Here is a 348-nt window from a genome sequence, read left to right as displayed (position 1 = left end):
GTCGATGTGCCCGACGAAGCGCTGATCATGCGCGAGGAGACGTTCGGCCCGGTCGCGGCGGTGACGCCGTTAGACGACGAGGCGGAGGTTGTCGCGCGCGCCAACGCCACCGAATACGGCCTGGTCGCCTATGTCGTGACCGAAAATGGCGCCCGGCAGGCGCGCATGGGCCGCGCGCTGGACTACGGCATGGTCGCCATCAACCGGGTGAAGATCACCGGCGCGCCGATCCCGTTCGGCGGCGTCAAGCAATCCGGGATCGGCCGCGAAGGTTCGCGCCACGGGCTCGAAGCTTTTACAGACCTCAAATATCTTTGCCTGGACGTGGCTTAAGGCGCGTCGATATTC

The 348-nt window shown here is 65.5% G+C and carries 1 protein-coding gene; it reads left to right on the top strand.

What is annotated here, in order from left to right:
• On the top strand, nt 1-333 hold a 333-nt coding region (locus EN807_RS33460; protein ID WP_135938012.1), incomplete at its 5' end, for an aldehyde dehydrogenase family protein.
• Nucleotides 334-348: the final 15 nt, after the last annotated feature.

The sequence above is a fragment of the Mesorhizobium sp. M5C.F.Ca.ET.164.01.1.1 genome (assembly GCF_004792125.1).
GTDB lineage: Bacteria > Pseudomonadota > Alphaproteobacteria > Rhizobiales > Rhizobiaceae > Mesorhizobium > Mesorhizobium wenxiniae.
Note: the sequence above shows the minus strand (reverse complement) of the source record. Positions and strands in the feature narration are given on the sequence as shown.